The organism is Bacillus sp. JJ1773 (assembly GCF_036962035.1).
Taxonomy (GTDB): Bacteria; Bacillota; Bacilli; order Bacillales; family Cytobacillaceae; genus Cytobacillus.
This window is the reverse complement of sequence record NZ_JBALNX010000072.1, coordinates 1-3,464: the sequence shown is the minus strand read 5'-3', so window position 1 is coordinate 3,464 and position 3,464 is coordinate 1. Positions and strand designations below refer to the sequence as shown.

4 protein-coding genes are annotated in these 3,464 nt (G+C 35.5%); all 4 read left to right on the top strand.

All coding sequences use genetic code 11. The annotated features are described in order from the left end of the window. The first annotated feature begins 287 nt into the window (after window positions 1-287). The 4 genes from V7127_RS20085 to V7127_RS20070 all read left to right on the top strand — a co-directional run bounded on the left by V7127_RS20085 (window position 288) and on the right by V7127_RS20070 (window position 3,222). Window positions 288-1,121 carry a M55 family metallopeptidase gene (locus V7127_RS20085; RefSeq protein WP_335344058.1) on the top strand — a complete coding sequence of 278 codons (834 nt, stop codon included), beginning with the start codon at window positions 288-290 and terminating at the stop codon, window positions 1,119-1,121. A gap of 63 nt (window positions 1,122-1,184) precedes the next feature. Then, entirely contained in the window at window positions 1,185-2,009 is an 825-nt protein-coding gene (gene dat / locus V7127_RS20080) for a D-amino-acid transaminase (protein ID WP_335344059.1), read from the top strand. Between the two features lie 96 nt (window positions 2,010-2,105). Beyond that, entirely contained in the window at window positions 2,106-2,264 is a 159-nt protein-coding gene (locus V7127_RS20075) for a hypothetical protein (RefSeq protein WP_335344060.1), read from the top strand. Between the two features lie 112 nt (window positions 2,265-2,376). Continuing rightward, a complete protein-coding gene (locus V7127_RS20070; RefSeq protein WP_335344061.1) occupies window positions 2,377-3,222 on the top strand; it encodes a MurR/RpiR family transcriptional regulator in 846 nt (281 codons plus the stop codon). Window positions 3,223-3,464: the final 242 nt, after the last annotated feature.

The window sequence follows — 3,464 nt, the reverse complement described above, 5'->3', positions numbered from 1 at the left end:
ATTGTAATATTGTAAATTAATATATAATTATAAATATTATATAGAATATTCAGTAAAAAGCTAAGCAGTGCACATCATGGCTGGGGCTCTAAGATTGTACTGGATACAGATAATCCTGTGGTTTTACGGCTAAATTCAAAAAATAGGGGGGGATATATAAAAAATCGGAGAAACTATTTAAGTATACTAGGTTCATTGAAATGAATACTGTCCTCTTTTCCATAAAGATATGGGGATTTTTTCTGCCTTTTTTGAAATAGTGATAAATCTTGATTCGGAGGATACTTATGAAAATCTATATAGTGGCGGATGGTGAGGGCATATCCGGGGTAGTGAATTCGGAGGAGATGCACCATTCGGGAAAGTATTATGACCAATTTAGAAAATTAATGACGATGGATGTTAATGCTGCCATTGAAGGTGCTTTTGAAGCCGGTGCTACAGAGGTTGTTGTCAATGATGCTCACTGGTCCATGCTAAATATTCTATATGAAGAACTAGATCCGAGAGCAGAACTAATTAGAGGATCTAATAAAAATTTATGTATGATGGAGCAGGTAGAAGGATTTGATGCGGCTCTTTTTATCGGCTTACATGCGAAAGTTGGTCATTCCCACGGTGTAGCAAACGAAACGATGGTTGGCCCCGAAATGTATGAAACGAGAATGAATGGGGTTCCAGTTGGAGAGTTAGAGATTAACGCAGCGGTTGCAGGCCATTTTGGAGTTCCTGTTATTATGGTTTCGGGGGACGATTGCCTAGCGAAAGAGGCAAAAGAAAGCTTGGGCGATGTAGAGACAGCTATTGTTAAAAAGTCTATTGACCGATGGGCAGCCAGATGTTTGCCAATGGTTAAAGCACATGAAGAAATTCGTTCCAAAGCCTTTACGGCTGTTAAGCGAATAAATGATTTTAAACCATATGAGGTAACGGGGCCAGTCGAAATGGAAATCGAATGGACTTCGACTGCCGAATGTAAAAAAGCAAGCCTTGTTCCCGGTTCCTATATGAAGTCGCCGAGAATTATTGCGTATAAAGGGGACACTTTTCTAGAAGCTTGGAAGGGAATATTTGCGTGCTTACATATTGGGAGCATAGCGTTTGATAAAATTTATGGGTAAAATCGTTTGACGGATAGGGTTAAAAGGCGTTATGGGAAAAGCCTTTTTTAGGGAGGAATCATCATGATTTTATGGAATGAACGTATTGTGCAGCGAGAAGAAGTGAAGATTGATTTTGAAGACCGCGGATACCAATTCGGTGATGGAGTCTATGAAGTAATTCGGGTGTACAGCGGCAAATTTTTTGAAATGGATTTTCATTTGGAGCGCTTAAAGCAGAGCGCTGAAAAAATTGATTTAGCCATCCCTTATAGTTTCATAGATATTAAGAACAAGTTAATCGAGCTTATTCAGATCAACAATATCATAAACGGGACTGTATATGTTCAAGTTACACGAGGAACAGCACCGAGAACCCACCATTTTCCGGACGAATCTACGGCTGTCCTGATCGCTTATACGCAGGAAAGTGAGCGGCCTATAAATAAAACAACGAATGGTATTTCTGCTATTCTAACTGAGGATGTGCGCTGGCTCTGCTGTGACATAAAAAGTCTCAACTTGCTTCCCAATGTTCTTGCAAAACAAAAGGCAAAAAAACTTAAATGTGACGAGGCTCTATTACACCGCGGAGAAATTGTATCAGAGGGAAGCTCAAGCAACGTATTTATTGTTAACGGGAACGTAATCAGCACACACCCAGCCAACAATCTGATATTAAATGGAATTACTAGAAAAGTGGTATTCCAATTAGCTAGAGAGAATCATATTGAAGTTAGGGAAGAACCATTTACAATTGATAAAATGCTCAGCTCCGATGAAATCTTTATTACCAGTACTACCTTTGAAATATCGCCGGTCATTAAGATTAATGATACAAAAATAGGAAATGGCATTCCCGGTATTGTGACACAGACACTGCAAAAGGCATTTGATGAGCGCATTTGAGGTAGTATTTCGGTGGAATGTTTGGTAATAAGAAGCGGCTACTTACAATACAGTAGCTGCTTTTTTTTATTTGTAAAAAAGAAGGGGATTGGGAAATTGGCTGACAAGTGGGTAGAATTGGCTGACAAAGTGCTCAATTTGGCCGAGAAACGATTTAAATTGGCTGACAACGTACCCGATCTGGCTGATAAACGAGTTAAAATAGACTATCACAGATTTAAGTTAAAAAAATATAGTTTTTTTAAAAAAAACTAAAAATGTGTTTACAATTTTCAAAATATTTATTATTCTAAATAAAAAGAATAATATAATCCTTTTTATTTTCAAAATGAATGTTTATATCCTTTTTTTGAATGGAGCAATTTAAATGAGCATTGAGAATTTATTAAAAGAAAAATACCCAACATTGTCAAAGGGACAAAAAAAAGTGGCAGATTTATTACTAAAAGATGTAGTTAGTTTTAGTATGTCCACAGCTTCCCAAATTGCAAAACAAGCTGAGGTTAGTGAAACAACAGTAATTCGATTATCTTATGCTTTGGACTTTGAAACTTTTTCGCAAATGCAAAAGTTTATACAAAAGGACTATTTATTTAAGAAGGATCAGTTGGAAAATTTATCAACCGAAGAGTCAAATAACAATCTAGATTTCATCGATAGTTCGATAGAAAAAGAAATTGAGATACTTAGAACCTTAAGAAATAAATTAGATATAAATCACTATTGGCATGCAATTGATGAAATTATGGCTGCCGACGAAGTATACATAGTAGGGTTTAGGGCTTCTTATGCTGCAGCTTATTGGTTGTACTTAAAGTTAAAAATGCTGAGAAAAGATGTGAATTTAATTTCCTCTGAAACTAGTTATCCTGAAGATTTATTAATTGAAACTAATAAGAAAACATTGTATATCTTTATTTCTTTCCCAAGATACAGTGCTCGGAGTTTAGAAATTGCCAAAACAGTAAAGGAACAGGGAACAAAATTAATAACAATTACCGATCATCTATTATCACCAATATCTCAAATCTCTGATGTAAGCTTCACAACTCAAATAAATACTAATTCGGAAAACTTTATCCCTATTAGTTCTATCTTGAGTTTACTAAATATTATTACTACCGGAATCGAAATGAAGTATGAAAGGGAAGTGATGGAGAGAGTACGAAAAATTCAAAACAAGTACAAAGAATCAGATTACTTTATTGAATGAAGAATGAGAGAAAAAATGAGAAATGGGGAGGTAATCCTTTAGAAAATTTCCTGAATCGAATAACCATTTTTAAGTGCTGGTCATGTTTATATTAATCTTACAAAATATAAACATTAAAGTTAAATGATGAAAGAAGTCAAGGAATTCGTGAAAGCGATTTCAGCCAAGATCTACAGTTGAAGTTAGTCGTCTTCCAAAGGATGTATTAGTTTAAATTGAGGCAATAGCTGCCTATAGTACTC

Bases quoted from the DNA above. Each gene is read 5' to 3' on its own strand.
- V7127_RS20085 (WP_335344058.1), top strand. From the start codon at position 288: ATGAAAATCTATATAGTGGCGGATGGTGAGGGCATATCCGGGGTAGTG.
- dat (WP_335344059.1), top strand. From the start codon at position 1,185: ATGATTTTATGGAATGAACGTATTGTGCAGCGAGAAGAAGTGAAGATT.
- V7127_RS20070 (WP_335344061.1), top strand. From the start codon at position 2,377: ATGAGCATTGAGAATTTATTAAAAGAAAAATACCCAACATTGTCAAAG.